Source organism: Cellulosimicrobium sp. SH8 (genome assembly GCF_025818875.1).
GTDB classification, from domain to species: domain Bacteria; phylum Actinomycetota; class Actinomycetes; order Actinomycetales; family Cellulomonadaceae; genus Cellulosimicrobium; species Cellulosimicrobium cellulans_D.
The window spans coordinates 371,147-385,890 of sequence record NZ_JAMXMH010000003.1 but is presented as its reverse complement, the minus strand read 5'-3'; the positions used below and the strand labels follow the sequence as shown (position 1 = coordinate 385,890).

Annotated in this window: 12 protein-coding genes and 1 pseudogene; 4 read left to right on the top strand and 9 right to left on the bottom strand. The window is 73.5% G+C overall.

What is annotated here, in order from left to right; all coding sequences use genetic code 11:
- The 3 genes and pseudogenes from NF338_RS06645 to NF338_RS06635 form a co-directional block, all read right to left on the bottom strand.
- Positions 1–1,019 (bottom strand): annotated as a pseudogene (locus tag NF338_RS06645) (fibronectin type III domain-containing protein); the annotation flags it as partial.
- Between the two features lie 226 nt (positions 1,020–1,245).
- Entirely contained in the window at positions 1,246–1,494 is a 249-nt protein-coding gene (locus NF338_RS06640; RefSeq protein WP_264030042.1) for a hypothetical protein, read from the bottom strand.
- Positions 1,491–2,108, bottom strand: coding sequence for an ArsR/SmtB family transcription factor (locus NF338_RS06635; RefSeq protein ID WP_087469675.1), 618 nt, complete (start codon positions 2,106–2,108; stop codon positions 1,491–1,493). The genes NF338_RS06640 and NF338_RS06635 overlap by 4 nt, the downstream gene beginning before the upstream one ends.
- Positions 2,109–2,230: 122 nt before the next feature.
- Here NF338_RS06635 and NF338_RS06630 point away from each other — a divergent pair, with 122 nt between their 5' ends.
- Entirely contained in the window at positions 2,231–3,076 is an 846-nt protein-coding gene (locus NF338_RS06630) for an oxygenase MpaB family protein (protein WP_264030041.1), read from the top strand.
- Between the two features lie 35 nt (positions 3,077–3,111).
- On the opposite strand, the gene NF338_RS06625 is transcribed toward NF338_RS06630, so the two are convergent.
- On the bottom strand, positions 3,112–3,651 hold the full coding sequence (locus tag NF338_RS06625; RefSeq protein WP_264030040.1) for a MarR family winged helix-turn-helix transcriptional regulator: 540 nt from the start codon (positions 3,649–3,651) through the stop codon (positions 3,112–3,114).
- A 101-nt stretch (positions 3,652–3,752) separates the two neighbouring features.
- Here NF338_RS06625 and NF338_RS06620 point away from each other — a divergent pair, with 101 nt between their 5' ends.
- On the top strand, positions 3,753–4,985 hold the full coding sequence (locus tag NF338_RS06620) for an MFS transporter (protein WP_087469672.1): 1,233 nt from the start codon (positions 3,753–3,755) through the stop codon (positions 4,983–4,985).
- A 50-nt stretch (positions 4,986–5,035) separates the two neighbouring features.
- On the opposite strand, the gene NF338_RS06615 is transcribed toward NF338_RS06620, so the two are convergent.
- The gene (locus NF338_RS06615) at positions 5,036–5,530 is read right to left on the bottom strand and encodes a MarR family winged helix-turn-helix transcriptional regulator (protein WP_264030039.1); all 495 of its coding nucleotides are present in this window, start codon (positions 5,528–5,530) and stop codon (positions 5,036–5,038) included.
- 113 nt (positions 5,531–5,643) lie between these two features.
- On the opposite strand from NF338_RS06615, the gene NF338_RS06610 reads away from it, so the two are divergent.
- Positions 5,644–8,838, top strand: coding sequence for an efflux RND transporter permease subunit (locus NF338_RS06610; protein WP_264030038.1), 3,195 nt, complete (start codon positions 5,644–5,646; stop codon positions 8,836–8,838).
- A 586-nt stretch (positions 8,839–9,424) separates the two neighbouring features.
- Here NF338_RS06610 and NF338_RS06605 read toward each other — a convergent pair.
- From NF338_RS06605 to NF338_RS06590, 4 genes are all read right to left on the bottom strand, one after another.
- Complete coding sequence (locus NF338_RS06605; RefSeq protein ID WP_264030037.1) at positions 9,425–10,126, bottom strand: response regulator; 702 nt, start codon at positions 10,124–10,126, stop codon at positions 9,425–9,427.
- Positions 10,123–11,505, bottom strand: coding sequence for a sensor histidine kinase (locus NF338_RS06600; protein ID WP_264030036.1), 1,383 nt, complete (start codon positions 11,503–11,505; stop codon positions 10,123–10,125). Before NF338_RS06600 ends, NF338_RS06605 begins: the two co-directional genes overlap by 4 nt.
- Before the next feature lie 107 nt (positions 11,506–11,612).
- Positions 11,613–12,485 carry an ABC transporter permease subunit gene (locus tag NF338_RS06595; protein ID WP_264030035.1) on the bottom strand — a complete coding sequence of 291 codons (873 nt, stop codon included), beginning with the start codon at positions 12,483–12,485 and terminating at the stop codon, positions 11,613–11,615.
- Positions 12,482–13,471 carry an ABC transporter ATP-binding protein gene (locus NF338_RS06590; protein ID WP_087469666.1) on the bottom strand — a complete coding sequence of 330 codons (990 nt, stop codon included), beginning with the start codon at positions 13,469–13,471 and terminating at the stop codon, positions 12,482–12,484. Before NF338_RS06590 ends, NF338_RS06595 begins: the two co-directional genes overlap by 4 nt.
- A gap of 377 nt (positions 13,472–13,848) precedes the next feature.
- Between NF338_RS06590 and NF338_RS06585 the strand changes: the two genes are divergently transcribed.
- Positions 13,849–14,742: a Bax inhibitor-1/YccA family membrane protein gene (locus NF338_RS06585; RefSeq protein WP_087469665.1), complete on the top strand. Its 894-nt coding sequence runs from the start codon at positions 13,849–13,851 to the stop codon at positions 14,740–14,742.
- Positions 14,743–14,744 lie beyond the last annotated feature (2 nt).

The window sequence follows — 14,744 nt, the reverse complement described above, 5'->3', positions numbered from 1 at the left end:
TACTCGTCCGCCGCCATCCACAACGTCCCCGCCGACAGGTCGTTCAGCACGATCACGTGCCGGTTCACCCGGTACTCGAGCCGGGTCTGGGGGTCCAGCCCCTCGAGCCGCTCGTCGACGTCCCGACCCGTGCCCTCGCAGTCACGGATGACCTGACCCGTCGAGGCCCACGCCCCGTAGGTGCACGCGCCGAGCTGGACGGGCGCCGCCGGCACGCCCTGCGCGGCACGACGCTGCGCGTCCCCGCCCTTGAGCGGCTGGGAGACGAGGGCGTCCGTCGTGGCGACCGCGACCACGTCCGAGGACTGCGACGGCTGCTGCAGGCGCGCGTCCCCACCCCCCTCGATCGCCACGCTCTTCCCGCCGGGCAGGATCAGGTGGGACGCGGACCGGTCGAGCACGACGGGGCGGTCGCCGACCGCGGTCACGTCGACCTCGGCGCCCTTGCCCACGGGCAGCGCCGACGAGGAGGCCTCGCCGTCCACCGTGCCCTTGGGCGTCGTCGACACCGTCCACAACGTCCCCGTCGACGGGATCGCCGCGAACACCGTCCCGTCCTGCGACACGGTCAGCGCGCCGTCACCGCCGACCTCGGCCACGGGGTCCAGCTTCTCCGCGTCGAACGACGTCGCGCCGTCGAACGGCAGCACCCACAACAGCCCCTCCTCGCCGTCGAGGATCGCCGTCGTCGCACCACCGGTCACCACCTGAGCACCTGCCGGGAGACGGATCTGCCCGTCCAGCTTCAGGTGCGCCACGCTCACCGGAGACGCGGTGCTCGTCCCGGCGTCGTCCAGCAGCACCCGGCCCGCGTCCTGCTGCACGTCGAACGACGCGCTGCCCGCGTTCAACGTCCCGTCCATCGCCTGCGACTCGTAGTTGAACCGACCCAGCAACCCGGCCGACGACTTCGTCACCCACACGCCCGAGTCGTTCAGGTCCACGTCCGCCGTGGCCTCGCCGTCGTACAAGAACGCCATCCCGACGAGTGCCGTCGAGAACACCGACACGGTGCTCACCGACGCGACGGTACGACGATGCTCGCGGATGCTCGAGAGAAGGCCCACCAATGCTCCCTAAGTACGTGGTCGGGGCGCACGTGACCGCGTCATCCTGTCGAGCCGGGATGGCGAGAGAGGTGGGAGACGCGCGTCTGTGCCCACAGAACGCCCCGTCGAGGGTAACCGAGCGGTCGGGTTCGCCGACATGGGGAGCCCTCCCCATGCGGGTGGAATCTCCGGGTGTTCAGGGCAGAAGGGACGCTCGCGACACCGCGGTGCGGTCGAGGGTGTGCTCCGTCGCCGCGTGGAGCCGGTCGGTCGCGGGCGCCGACGCCGTGCCGGGCGCGACGGCGATCCGCTCGCCTCGTGCCTGCGCACGGGCCGCGGCACGACGGCGGCCGAGGTCGCTCAGCGCCGAGCCGACGACGACGAGCAGACGGTCGGCACCGCGCGGCTCGACGGTGCGGGGCAGGGTGGGGGAGTACGCGCTCATGAGGGGTTCTCCTTGCCGTCGATCGTGGGGAAGACGTTGAAGTGGATCTGCACGGGCCGCGCGCCGGGCGTCTGCTCCTGACCCTGGAAGCGGTGCAGCGTCGCGTCGAGCGCGTCCCAGGCGTCCGCGACCTCGACCATCTGCTCGGCCGTGAGCCACATGCTGGCGGTGGTGAGGCGCGCGCCGTCGAGCCACCGTGTCGGCAGCTCGGAGGAACGCTCCAGGAACGCCTGGATCTTGCGGGCGCGGGCGTTCTCGAACTCCCGGCTCACCATCGCCCCGGCGAGCGTGGCCGCGGTGTCCTCGGTCTCGTCGTCGGGCATGCTCACGGTGAACCCGCCCGGTGGCCGCTCCCACCACCGCTCCCGGGCCGTACCGCGGCCGGCGACCTCGCGGACGAAGCCGTGGCGGGCGAGCTGGCGGAGGTGGTAGCTCGTCGACCCGCTGGACTCGCCGACGAGGTCGGCGAGGCGGCTCGCCGTGAGCGCGCCGTGGGTGGAGAGCAGGTCGAGGATCTGGACCCGCAGCGGGTGCGCGAGCGCCTTGAGCTGGGCCGGGCCGAGCGCGGGGTGGCGCTCGGCGCTCGGGGGTGGGGTCTCGCCGTCGGTGCTCATGCGACGAGGCTACCGATCCAAAGACATGTTTGCAAGAGGTTCTTTGCAACGAAGTCTTTGGAACCCGCGAGTCGTCGCCGGCGGACGCGCGAGGTGGGGGACGGGGTGCGAGCATCGACGCCATGACGCACGTCGTGGAGCGGGCACGCGGTGCGGCGGAGCGCGCGATCTTCCTCCGGGTCGCCGGCCCGGACGCGACCGCCACGAGGGCGCGCATCCACCAGACGCCGGGGCCGCGCTGGTTCGAGCGCGGGTCTCCGGTCCAACGGGTGCACGGGGACGCGTCGATGTTCGTCGGAGGGCTGCGCGCCCTGCTGTTGCAGAGCCTGCACCCGCTGGCCATGGCGGGCGTCGCCGCGCACTCGGGCTACCGGGGTGACCCGTGGGGCCGCCTCCAGCGCACGTCGACCTTCATCGCCGTGACGACGTTCGGCACGGCCGACGACGCGGAGCGCGCGGTCGCGGCGGTCCGCGCGGTCCACGAGCGCGTCCGGGGTCGGGCGCCCGACGGCCGCGCCTACCGCGCGAGCGACCCCGAGCTGCTGCGCTGGGTCCACGTCGCCGAGACCCAGAGCTTCCTCGTCGCGCACCAGACGTTCAGCCGGGACCCGTTCGACGCGCAGGGGTGCGACGAGTATGTCGCCCAGGCCTCCGTCGTCGGGCGCGCGCTGGGAGTCGTGGACGCGCCCCTGACCCGCCGGGAGCTGGACGCGGCGGTCGAGGAGTACCGGCCGGCGCTCTCGCTCACGCCGTCCGCGCTCGACGCCGCGCGGTTCCTGCTCGTCGAGCCCCCGCTCCCGTGGCCCGTGCGCCCGGCGTACGCCGGGCTGGCCGTCGCCGCGCGCGAGTCGCTGCCCGCGTGGGCCCGCGCCGGGATGCCGCGGGTGCGCGGCCTGCCGGCGCGGTGGGCGCGGCCCGCCGGCGCCACGGTCACGCGACTGATCCGCTGGGCGCTCCCCGCGCCGTGAGGTCGCCCCCTTCTGCGCGGGCTCACGGCCGGTGGTCATGGCGCGTCGCGTCGCCGCCGGTAGGCGTCGAGGTCGCCGTTGAGGCGGCCCAGCAGCTCGGCGAGCAGCGCGCGGTCCAGGCGGGACCAGTCGCCCAGGACGTCGGCGTACAGCTCCGTCCGGGCGACTCGGTGCGCGGCGAGCTCGTCGAGGCCCGCGTCCGTCGGCTCGACGACGACCGCGCGGCCGTCGAGGGGGTCGCGCGCACGCCGGGCGTGACCGGCCCGTTCGAGCGCGACGACCTGGCGCGTCACGGTCGACGCGTCGAGACCGAGCAGCTCCGCGAGCGCGCTCACGTGCAGGGGGCCGTGCGTCCCGAGCGTGTGGAGGAGGAGGTATCCGGAGCGGTCGAGGGTCCCGCCGCGACGCGAGGTGCCCGGGGTCCCGGAGGCGCGGGTGCGCTCGGCGCGGCGCAGGAGCTGTGCGACCTCCAGCTCGATCGCGCCGAGCACGTCGTGCGCGGTCGCGTCGTCGCGCGCCGACGGCCCGCCGGTCGGCGCACCGGACGCTCGATCGTTTCCCTCGGCAACCGTCATAGGTGTATTCTACAGATACTTACCTGTCAGATACAGATAAATGCTGCCGCCAGCCCGCTCAGGCCGCGCGGCCCTCCCCCCGACCAGGAAGTGCGAACGCAGTGGCCTCCACGCGCAACGAACCGAACCGCACCGCCATCTACGCGACCGCGCTCACGGCGTTCTTCGCGATCGCCGGCATCGCGGTCGTCGACCCGATCCTCCCCGTCATCGGCGAGGAGATCGGGGCGTCGACCTGGCAGATCGAGCTCCTCTTCACGGCCTACATCGCCGTCATGGCGCTGGGCATGATCCCCGCCGTCATGGCGACCGGGCGCTTCGGCTACAAGAAGATCCTCGCGACCGGCGTGAGCCTCGTCGCCGTGGCTGCGGTGCTCGCAGCGCTCAGCACGAGCATCGGCCAGCTCGCCGCGCTGCGCGGCCTGTGGGGCCTCGGCAACGCGATGTTCTTCGCGACCGCGATGGTCCTGCTCGTCTCGCTCGCCAACGACCGCGAGTGGGTCGTCGAGCTCTTCGAGACGTGCGTCGGGCTCGGGTTCGCCGTCGGCCCGCTGCTCGGCGGCCTGCTGGGCGGCATCTCGTGGCGCGTGCCGTTCTTCGTGTGCGGCGTGTTCATGCTCGTCGCCCTGCTCGTGTCGGTGACCCGCCTCAAGGACCCGGCAGAGAAGCCCGCGCCGCTGCGGCTCGGCCAGGTGTTCCGCCTCTTCCGCAAGCCCGGCTTCCTCGCGCTCGCCGCGGTCACCGCCGCGTACAACTTCTGCTTCTTCATCGTGCTCGGGTACACGCCCGTCTTCCTCGGGCTCGACGTCGTGCCGCTGGGCCTCGTCTTCACCGCGTGGGGCGTGGGGCTCGCGGTCGGGATCCTCGTCGTCGGGCACCGGCTCGCCCACCGCGTGGGCGCGGTCCAGACGCTCGGCGTCGCGATCGTGGGCGTGCTGGTCGCGCTCGTCCTGCTGGCGCTCGACCTCGGGACCGCGTGGTCCGTCGTCGTGCTCGTGGGTGCCGGTGTCTTCATGGGCATCGCGAACGCGAACCTCACCGACCTGTCGCTCGCGCTCGGCGACCCGGACCGGCGCGTGACGACCGGCGCGTTCAACCTCGTGCGCTGGGGCTTCGCGGCCCCGGCACCGGTCATCGCGGGCCTGCTGCACCCGGTCTCCGCGACCGCGCCGTTCTGGCTCGGGGCGGGCGTGCTCGTCGTGGGGGTCGTCGTGTTCGTCGCGTTCGGGCACCGCATGGCAGGCGACATCGGGGAACGCGTGCTGTGGTCGCGCTGGAACCGCCGGGCGCGCGCCGTCGAGGGGACGCCCGAGGAGGCTCTCGGCGAGGTCTGAGCCACCGACGACGGCGAAGCGGAGGGTCCCGGGCCTGCGGCTCGGGGCCCTCAGTCCTCCGGGGCGGTCGAGGTGTCGGTCGGGGGGTCCGCGGCCGACGTCTCCGCGACCTGGGTGAGCGCCTCGATCCCGACCGTGAGCGCGCGCAGGTCCTCGACGTCGAGCCGGTCGAGCAGGTCCGTGAGCGGCTCGTCCTCCTGCGCGGCGACGCGCCGCACGGCCGCCGCGCCCCGCGCGGTCGCGGCGACGAGGCGTACGCGACCGTCCTGCGGGTCGGGGCGGCGTGCGGCCATCCCCGCCGCCTCCAGCCGGTCCACGATGCCGGAGAGCGTCGCGGGGGAGATGCCGAGCACCTCGGCGAGCCGGTGCGAGCTCGTCTCGCCGTCGAGCTGGAGGACGGCGAGCGCCCGGAGCTGCGGGACCGTGAGGGTCGTGCGCAGCAAGGGCTCGAGCCGTTGGGCGAGGAGCAGCTCGGCGAGGCGGCGCTGCGCGTCCTCGAGGCGCCGCGCCAGCGCCGCGCGCTCGTCGTCGGCGGGGTGGGTCACGGCGCAGACTCTATCGGTGGGAGCGGGAACCATCTCGAGATGCTTCGCGTTACGCTAACGAAATCGCGACGCCGACGTCGTCTCCCACCCGACCTGGAACCCCTGGAGGCTCCGTGTCCCGTCTCGCCCGGCTGTCGCTGGCCAACCGCGCGCTCGTCGCGCTCGCCACGGTCGCGATCGCGATCTTCGGCGTCATCAGCATGGGGTCGCTCAAGCAGGAGCTCATCCCGAGCCTGCAGATCCCGACCGCCGCCGTCGTCGGCGTGTACCCGGGCTCCGCCCCGGCGATCGTCGAGCAGCAGGTGACCGTCCCCGTCGAGACGGCCGCGCGCGCCGTCAAGGGCGTGGAGGACGTCACGTCGACGTCGTCGACCGGCATGTCCGTGACGACCGTGCAGTTCGCCTACGGCACGGACATGGACGCCGCCGCCTCCCAGCTCCAGACGGCGATCACGCGCCTGCAGTCCCAGCTCCCCGAGGACGTCGAGCCGCAGGTCGTCACGGGCTCCGTCGACGACCTGCCCGTGATCCAGCTCGCCGTGTCCGGCGGGGCCGACGACGCGGCGCTGGCCGACACCGTCACGTCGAGCGTCGTCCCGGCGCTCGAGGACGTCGAGGGCGTGCGCAGCGTCGCGGTGAGCGGCATCGCCGACCAGCAGGTGACCGTCGACCTCGACCCGGCTGCGCTCGCCGCCGCCGGGCTCAGCCCGGCGCAGGTCGCCACGATCCTCCAGGACAACGGCGTCGTGATCCCCGCCGGGACCGTCTCCGACGGCGACCGGACCCTTAGCGTGCAGGTCGGCACCGCGGTCACCACCGTCGACGAGCTAGCCGCGCTGCCGCTCGTGTCCCCGACCGCCGCGCCCGGCACGGCCCCCGTCGCGCTCGGCGACGTCGCGACCGTGACCGCGGGCCCCGAGCCCGCGACGTCGTACTCGCGCCTCGACGGCGAGAACGCGCTCGCCGTCGCGATCACCAAGACGCCCGCGGGCAACACGGTCGAGGTGTCGCACGCCGTCCAGGACGCGGTCGACGACCTCTCCGGCGTGCTCGACGCGCAGGACGTGCGCGTCGAGGTCGTGTTCGACCAGGCGCCGTTCATCGAGGAGTCCATCGAGGGCCTCGCGACCGAGGGTCTCCTCGGCCTCCTCTTCGCCGTCGTCGTGATCCTGCTGTTCCTCGCGTCGCTGCGCTCGACGCTCGTCTCGGCCGTGTCGATCCCGCTGTCGCTGTTCGTGACGTTCATCGTCATGAACGCCACCGGCTACACGCTGAACATCCTCACGCTCGGCGCCATGACGGTCGCGATCGGCCGCGTCGTCGACGACTCGATCGTCGTCATCGAGAACATCAAGCGGCACCTGTCGTACGGCGAGGCCAAGGTGGGCGCCATCATCGGCGCCGTCAAGGAGGTCGCGGGCGCGATCACCGCCTCGACCGTGGCGACCGTCGCCGTCTTCCTGCCCATCGCGCTCGTGGGCGGCATGGTCGGCGAACTCTTCCGGCCCTTCGCGCTCACCGTCGCCATCGCGATGCTCGCGTCGCTGTTCGTCGCGCTGACGATCGTCCCGGTGCTCGCGTACTGGTTCATCAAGTCCCCGCCCGTCCCGGCCGACCCCGAGGCCGCGCGCCTGGCGGGGGAGCGCGCCCGTGCCGCGGCGGAGTCCAAGGAGCGCCGTGGGCTGTGGCAGCGGGGCTACGTCCCGACGCTGCGCGCGGCGCTGCGCCACCCCGCGATCACCCTGGGCGTCTCGGTCGCGATCCTCGCCGGAACACTCGCGCTCGTGCCGCGGCTCGAGACCAACTTCCTCGGCGACACCGGCCAGGACACGCTCACCGTCACCGAGTCGTTCGCGCCCGGCACGTCGCTCGAGGCGCAGGACGCCGCGGCGCGCGACGTCGAGCAGGCGCTCCTCGACGTCGACGGCGTCGCGACCGTGCAGACGACCGTCGGTACGGCGGGCGGGCCCGAGGCCGCGTTCTTCGGCGGGGGCGGGTCCCCGACGGCGACGTTCGCCGTCACGCTCGACGCGGACGCCGACGCCGTCGCAGCCCAGGAGGACGTGCGCGACGCCGTCTCCGGGCTGGGCGGCGACTCGAGCGAGGGCATCGAGGTCGCCGGGGCGGACGCCGCGTTCGGCAGCTCGACGGTCGACCTCGTCGTCCGCGCCCCCGACACCGAGACCCTCACGGCCGCGGCCGCGGACGTGCAGGAGCTCGCCGAGGGCGCCGACGGCGCGGCGCAGGTGACCAACAACCTCGCCTCCGCGCAGTCCACGGTCCAGGTGACCGTCGACCGCGACGCCGCGGCCGCCGTCGGGCTCACCGAGACCCAGGTGGCCGGGACGGTCGCGGGGACGATGTCTCCGGCGCCGATCGGCACGGTGAACCTCGGCGACGGCCCGGTCCAGGTCCGCGTCCTCGCGGGTCAGGCGCCGGCGACGGTCGCCGAGCTCGAGCAGGTCGTGCTGCCCACCGCGGCGGGGCCCGTGCCCCTCACGCAGGTCGCCGAGGTCGCGGAGGTAGAGGTCCCCACCTCGATCACCCGGGTCGACGGCGAGCGCAGCGCGACGATCTCCGTCACGCCCGCGGGCCAGGACCTCGGCGCCCTCACGACCGAGCTCACGACCGCGATCGACGGCCTCGAGCTCGAGGGCGGCGCGACGGTCGAGATCGGCGGCGTCGCGTCCGACCAGGCCGACGCGTTCGCCGACCTCGGTCTCGCGCTGCTCGTCGCGATCCTCATCGTCTACCTCGTCATGGTCGCGACGTTCCGCAGCCTCCTGCAGCCGTTCATCCTGCTCGTGTCGATCCCGTTCGCCGCGACGGGCGCGCTGCTCCTGCTGCTCGCCACCGCGACGCCGCTCGGCGTGCCGGCCCTCATCGGCCTGCTCATGCTCGTCGGCATCGTCGTGTCCAACGCGATCGTGCTCATCGACCTCATCAACCAGTACCGCGAGCGCGGCCGGTCGCTCGACGACGCCGTCATGGAGGGGGCGCGCAAGCGCCTGCGCCCCATCGTCATGACGGCGGCGGCGACGATCTTCGCGCTCACCCCGATGGCGATCGGCATCACCGGCGGCGGGGCGTTCATCTCCCAGCCCCTCGCGCTCGTCGTCATCGGCGGCCTGCTCAGCTCGACGCTGCTGACCCTGGTCGTCGTGCCGGTGCTGTACACGCTCGCCGAGCGCCGCGGCGAGAAGCGCGCGGCGAAGAAGGCGGCCAAGCAGGAGGCCGCCGCCCAGGCCGAGGCCGAGAAGGCCGAGAAGACCGAGAAGGCCGCCGCCCAGCCCGTTGCGGAGGGGTAGCCCGCCGAGGTAGAGCCGAGGTAGAGGGGTGGTCGGGTTTCGGGCCCGCGTGGTCGGGTCCGCGGTGGGGGTGGGCTCGGTGCTCGGGGCTGCGGCGCCGTCACGGTGGTCTTTCGGGTGTGGGTTCTAGGAGCGCCGCTCTGACGCCCTTTCGCATCCGAGCCCACCCCCACCGCTCGGCCGTCGCCGCACCGCGGCTCGGGCTCTCCCGGGCCAGCTCGCCGAGGTAGACCCGTGGCCTGCCGAGGGAGAGGCCTGGTCCGACGACGTCCTCTCGCCCTGCGCTGCAGCGTCGCCGACGGCCGACGGTCCGGCCGCCCAGGAGGCGGCGCCGGCGACCCCCGGCTGGACCGACACCGCGGGCGGTCGCCCGGGGTGCGCGACGACCAGGGCGAGATGACGCCGGCGGGGTGGGTGGTGGTGCCGCGTCGTGGCGGGCCTGGCGGGAGCCGCGAGGAACGAGCGGCGGATGGTAGACGCGGCACCACCACCCACCCCGCCACCCAAGGTGACCAGACCGCCGTCGGCCACGAGACCAGGCCTCTACCTCGGCGGACCAGGGGTCTACCTCGGCGGGCGGACGAGCTCAGGAGGGGCGGGCGACGCCCGTCTCGTAGGCGAGGACGACGGCCTGGACGCGGTCGCGGAGGCCGAGCTTGCCGAGGACGCGGCCGACGTGGGTCTTGACGGTCGCCTCGGACAGGACGAAGCGCTCGGCGATCTCGGCGTTCGTCAGCCCCTCGCCGAGGGCCTCGAAGACCTCGAGCTCGCGCGCGGTGAGCTCGGCGAGGCGGGGGTCGTGCAGGCCGGTCTGGGTGGGGGCGGGGGCGGTCGTGCCGTCCTGGGGGAGCTGCCCGGAGAACATCTCGAGCATGCGGCGCGTGATGCGCGGGGACACCGCGGCGTCGCCGCTCGCGACGGCGCGGATCGCCCCGACGAGCTCGCCGGGCTTGGCGTCCTTGAGGAGGAAGCCGCTCGCGCCGGCGCGCAGGGCGGCGAACGCGTACTCGTCGAGGTCGAACGTGGTGAGGATGATGACCCGCGACTCGGGCTGGGCGGCGACGATGCGCTCGGTCGCCTCGATGCCGTTGGTGCCGGGCATGCGGACGTCCATGAGCACGACGTCGGGCCGCAGGGCTGCGGCCTGCGCGATCCCGGTCTCGCCGTCCCCGGCCTCGCCGACGACCTCGATGTCGTCCTCGGCGGCGAGGATCATGCGGAAGCCCATGCGCAGCAGCGCCTGGTCGTCGACGAGCAGCACCCGGGTCGGTGCGCCGCTGTCCGTCATGTGCGTTCCCGTCCGTCGTCGCGTCCGCCGGTGTCCCGGCCGGGGTCGAGGTCGAGGCGCAGGCTCGCCCGCACCTCCCAGCCGGTGCCGCTCGGCCCCGCCGACACCGTACCGCCGTACACGGCCGCCCTCTCGCGCATCCCGATGATGCCGCGGCCGGTGCCGATCGGGACGCCGGGCGGGTGCTGCTCCGCGACTGACGGCGGGAGCCCGCGTTCGTCCGCGCTCGCGCCCTCGCCGGGGCGGCGGCCGGCCTGGTTGACGACGCGCAGCTCGAGCCAGTCCGCACCGGGCTCGGTGCGGCGCGAGACCTCGACGAGCACCAGGGGGGACAGGGGCGCGTAGCGCAGCACGTTCGTCAGTGACTCCTGGACGATCCGGTGCGCGGTCTGGCGCAGCGCGGGCCCGGGGGTCGGCTGCGGGCCGGAGCGGACGAGCCGCACGGGCAGGCCCGCGGTCCGGAAGCGCTCGACGATCTCCTCCAGCTCGGGCGTCTCGTGCGCGGGCGCGAGCGGCACGGTCTGCTCGCCGCCGGGCTCGCGGAGGACGCCGAGCACGCGGCGCATGTCGGCGAGGGCGGCCCGCCCGGTCGCGGTGAGCTCGTCGAGCGCGTGGCCCGCGAGCTCGGGGTTCTTGGCGCCCGACGCCTTGGCGCCGTCCGCGAGGGCGACCATGACCGTGAGGGAGTGCGCGACGACGTCGTGCATCTCGCGCGCGATGCGCGTGCGCTCGGCGGCGGCGGCGAGCTGGGCCTGCTGGTCGCGGTCGCGCGCGATGGAGTTCGCGCGCTCGACGAGGTCGGACACGTGCTGCCGGCGGGCGCGCACGTTGGTGCCGATCGCGAGGGCGATCAGGCACAGGACGGTCGTGACGAGGATGCCGACGATGCGGTCGACGGTCGCGCGCCCGGGTTCGACGCTCTGGCGCAGGACCTCCCCGTCGGCGGTGGTGATGACGTCGTACCAGAGGAGGGTCGCGCCGGACAGGGCCAGCACGACGATGGCGAGGACCGGCCACGCGATCCGCGACGGCCGCGAGGCCGCGACGGCGTACACCGCGAACATGGCCGCGACCTCGAACCCGGCGGTGTCGCCGGTGACCGCGATCGCGAGGACGCCGAGGGCGGTGAGCCCGAGCGCGACGGTGACGGGTCGGTGGCGGCGCCAGTACAGGAGGGCCCCGCCCAGGAGGAAGAACACGAGCGACAGGGGCGAGGAACCGCGGGGCTGCTCCGCGAACAGCGAGTAGAGGATGCCCGGCACGACGAAGATCGCGACGATCACCCAGTCCATGACGACGGGGTGCCGGGCGAAGTACCGGCGCACCGGGCCGAGGCGCCGGGCGTCGAGCTCGGTGAACGGCTCGGGCGCGGGCCGCATCGGCAGAGGCGCGGGCGTGCTCGGGGAGGCGGTTCCCGGGCGCGCCACGGCCGACGCCGGACGAGCGGGCTGCTCGTCCGGCGTCGGCGGGGTGGTGGGCCGGGAGGTCACGCGTCCCGGCGCTTGAGCACGACGGCCGCGGCGGCGGTGAGCGCCGCGGTCCAGCCGGCGAGCACCGCGAAGCCGGGCCACGGGCCGATCGCGTCGGGGGACGACATCCCGCCGCCGAGCACGACCTGCTCGCCCGCGGAGGCAGGCAGCGAGTTCATGAGCGTCTGGACCCAGTCCGCCCCCGTGACGCCCATGACGATGTTGAGCACCATCGACAGGACGAAGAACACGGCGACGAGGGTGAAGATCGCACCGGCGGAGCTGCGGAGCAGGACGCCGACCGCGACGGAGAACAGCGCGACGGCCGTGAGGTACAGCACGACGCCGATCAGGGCGCGCTGGTCGTCGGCGGACGAGAAGTCGACCGTCATGCCCTTGCCCGAGAGGATCGGGTAGGTCACGAGGTAGGACAGCCCGACGGCGACGACGGTCGAGACGGCCGTCACGACGCCGACGACGATCATCTTCGCGGCGAGCGCGGGCGTGCGGCGCGGGACGGCGGAGAGCGTGGAGCGGATCATGCCGGTGGAGTACTCACCGGTGACGGTGAGCGCGCCGAGCACCGCGACCGCGAGCTGGGCGAACGAGTAGCCGACCGTGATGACCATGACGCCGACGCCGTCGGACGCGCCCATCCCGGCCTCCTCGGCCGAGACGCCCGCCGAGTCCATCGAGGACACGACGGCCGCGAACATGAGGGAGAAGCCCACCATGACCGCGATGGTGATGCCGAGCGTCCACCACGTGGAGCGCAGCGAGCGGAACTTGATCCACTCCGAGCGGAGCACGTGGCCGAACGAGAGGCGGTAGGGGGACGTGCGGGACGCCGTCGGGCTGGTGGCGCCGGGGGCGAGGGTCGTGGCGCTCATCGCTGCGCTCCTTCGAGGGAGTCGGTGGGGGCCGGCGCACCCGCGGGCGCACCTGCCGCGCCGTGGCCGATGTGGATCTGCGCGGACTCGGTCTGGTACTCGACCGAGTCGGCCGTGAGGGCCATGTAGGCGTCCTCGAGCGTCGAGGTGACGGGCGTGAGCTCGTGCAGGACGAAGCCCTTCGCGGCGGCGAGCTCGCCGATCCCGGGAGCGTCCGCGCCGGTGACGACGAGCAGGCTCGGCTCGTCGCTGGTGACGGTCGCGCCGTCGCTCGTGAGGATCTCGGCGAGCTGCGTCGCGTGGGGCGTGCGGACGCGGACCGTGCGCTGCTGGGCGCCGTTGACGATGTCGCTCACCGGGGCGTCCGCGATGATGCGGCCCTTGCCGATGACGATGATGTGGTCGGCCGTGAGGGCGACCTCGCTCATGAGGTGGCTCGACAGGAAGACCGTGCGGCCCTCCGACGCGAGGTACTTGGCGAGGTTGCGCACCCACAGGACGCCCTCGGGGTCGAGGCCGTTGACCGGCTCGTCGAGGATGAGGGTCTTCGGGTCGCCGAGCAGCGCGGACGCGATGCCCAGGCGCTGGCCCATGCCGAGCGAGAAGCCGCCGACGCGCTTCTTCGCGACCGACTGGAGGCCGGTCATGTCGATGACCTCGTCCACGCGCTTGGTCGGGATGCCGTGCGTCGCGGCCATCGCGAGGAGGTGGTTGTAGGCGGTGCGCCCGGTGTGGACCGCCTTCGCGTCGAGCAGCGCGCCCACCTCGGTGAGGGGGGAGCGGTGCTGCGCGTACGGGCGCCCGTTGACGGTGACGTTCCCCGCGGTCGGGCGGTCCAGACCCATGATCATGCGCATGGTCGTGGACTTGCCGGCGCCGTTGGGGCCGAGGAAGCCGGTGACGGTCCCGGGACGCACGGTGAACGAGATGCCGTCCACCGCGGTCTTGGGCCCGTACCGCTTGGTCAGGCCGCGTGCTTCGATCATGACTTCGCCCCTCCGAGGGTCGTTCGTCCGGGATGGTTCCTGGTGCTCGCGGCGGGGGTCGCACCGGTCGGACCGGGGTCCTCTCCGCGAGGTACGTCACGAGCCTAGGGACGTGCACGACGTCGGACAGCCCCCGTGCGACGTATCTTGCCCGGCGTGCGGGCCGGGCGGCGTACACCGCGCGGCGTACACGGCACGGCGTGGGATGGTCCGCTGGTCGGCACTTTGCCCCCGTGGGGCGAAAAACCCGGTGGGAACAGTGGCCACGGCTCGCACGTTCCCTAGGATGAACACAGGCCAGCGACACCCGACTCGAGGCGAGACGCCGATGACGAGGCCCGCTGAGAGGTAGTGGACGCCGTGACCAGGAGGAGCTCATGAGCAACCCCGTCTTCAACAACAGCGCGGTCTTCGGCGAGCCGAAGAACCAGCGCGGTGGGGCGGCCACGCAGGCCGGGCCCGCCTACGGGAGCCCGCCGCCGCAGGGGCAGGGCCCCGCGTACGGCACGCCGCCCCAGCAGGGGGCGCAGTGGGGCGCGTACGGCGCCCAGACCGCCGACGCCGCGTCGCTCGACGCGATGTACAACGCGCCGTCGGCGACGACCGCGGACACCAAGCGACTGACCTACGACGACGTCATCATGAAGACGGGCGGCCTGCTCGCCCTCCTCGTGGTCGTCGGCGCGGGCTCGTGGATGGTCACGCCACAGATGCCGGCGCTGTGGATCGTCGGCGCCGTCGTCGGTCTCGTGCTCGGCCTGGTGAACTCGTTCAAGCGCAACCCGAGCCCCGCGCTCATCGTGCTGTACACGCTCGCGCAGGGCCTGTTCCTCGGCGGCATCAGCCGCTTCTACGAGACGGCGTGGAACGGCGTCGTGCCGTCGGCCGTCGTGGCCACGGTCGCGACGTTCGCCGCCGCGCTGTTCCTGTTCAAGTCGGGCCGCGTGCGCGTCACGCCGAAGTTCATGCGCTGGCTGCTCATCGCGATGGTCGGCTACCTGGTCTTCTCGCTGGTGAACGTCGTCCTCATCATGACGGGCGTCCTGGGCGGCTGGGGCCTGTACAGCGGCTGGGGCATCATCGCCAGCCTCCTCGGGGTCGGCCTGGCCGCCGCGTCGCTCATCGTCGACTTCGACTCGATCAAGCGCGGCGTCGAGGGCGGCGTGCCCGCCAAGTTCGCGTGGTCGGCGGCGTTCGGCCTGCTCGTCACGCTGATCTGGCTCTACCTCGAGTTCCTGCGCCTCTTCGCGATCCTGCAGAGCAGCGACTGACG

Excerpts from the sequence above, each read along its gene's own strand:
- NF338_RS06640 (WP_264030042.1), bottom strand. The coding sequence starts at position 1,494 with ATGAGCGCGTACTCCCCCACCCTGCCCCGCACCGTCGAGCCGCGCGGT.
- NF338_RS06635 (WP_087469675.1), bottom strand. The coding sequence starts at position 2,108 with ATGAGCACCGACGGCGAGACCCCACCCCCGAGCGCCGAGCGCCACCCC.
- NF338_RS06630 (WP_264030041.1), top strand. The coding sequence starts at position 2,231 with ATGACGCACGTCGTGGAGCGGGCACGCGGTGCGGCGGAGCGCGCGATC.
- NF338_RS06625 (WP_264030040.1), bottom strand. The coding sequence starts at position 3,651 with ATGACGGTTGCCGAGGGAAACGATCGAGCGTCCGGTGCGCCGACCGGC.
- NF338_RS06605 (WP_264030037.1), bottom strand. The coding sequence starts at position 10,126 with ATGACGGACAGCGGCGCACCGACCCGGGTGCTGCTCGTCGACGACCAG.
- NF338_RS06600 (WP_264030036.1), bottom strand. The coding sequence starts at position 11,505 with ATGCGGCCCGCGCCCGAGCCGTTCACCGAGCTCGACGCCCGGCGCCTC.
- NF338_RS06595 (WP_264030035.1), bottom strand. The coding sequence starts at position 12,485 with ATGAGCGCCACGACCCTCGCCCCCGGCGCCACCAGCCCGACGGCGTCC.
- NF338_RS06590 (WP_087469666.1), bottom strand. The coding sequence starts at position 13,471 with ATGATCGAAGCACGCGGCCTGACCAAGCGGTACGGGCCCAAGACCGCG.
- NF338_RS06585 (WP_087469665.1), top strand. The coding sequence starts at position 13,849 with ATGAGCAACCCCGTCTTCAACAACAGCGCGGTCTTCGGCGAGCCGAAG.